Source organism: Brevibacillus sp. FIR094 (assembly GCF_050477165.1).
Classification (GTDB): Bacteria; Bacillota; Bacilli; order Brevibacillales; family Brevibacillaceae; genus Brevibacillus.
Window position 1 is genome coordinate 1 of record NZ_JBEAES010000090.1, and the last position, 523, is coordinate 523.

Annotated in this window: 1 protein-coding gene; it reads right to left on the reverse strand. The window is 39.4% G+C overall.

Annotated elements, in window-relative coordinates; translation table 11 throughout:
* Positions 1-9 precede the first annotated feature (9 nt).
* A partial coding sequence (locus ACQ5DJ_RS29965; RefSeq protein WP_429845623.1) for a helix-turn-helix domain-containing protein occupies positions 10-523 on the reverse strand: 514 nt, incomplete at its 5' end.

Below are 523 nucleotides of genomic sequence, written 5' to 3' on the forward strand. Positions count from 1 at the left end.
GTTCAAATACTACTTGCGCCTTATCTTGCTTTGTAACTTTTCCTTGTTTTGAACTAAGGCATTCAACTTTTTTAAGTAAGCATTCTCCATACGTAAACGCTCTACTTCTGCCTGTAATGCCTCAACTGATCCTTCTATGGGTGTTGCTTTCTTATTTTCCTTCTTCATCGCTGGACGCCCCTTTTTCTTTGGTATAAGGGCGTCTATTCCTTGTGATTGAAATTCTGACCTCCATTTTCGAATTAAGCGGGGAGAGGAGATTTGAAAAATGGCGGCAGTTTCATTCGGAGACGTCCCATAATTCTTCATGTAATTGAGTACGTCTAGTTTAAACTCTGTTGAGTGTCGTGTATATGATGTTATAAACGCTTCTACACCGTGTTTCTCGTATTGCATCACCCAAACTCCAACCATGCTTTTGTGTGTACCAATAGACTCAGCAATAGCAGCATGAGTCTCTTCGCCATACAAATAGCGAAGAACTGCTGATAATTTATCATTTGCAGTAAACTTAGACAAAAAA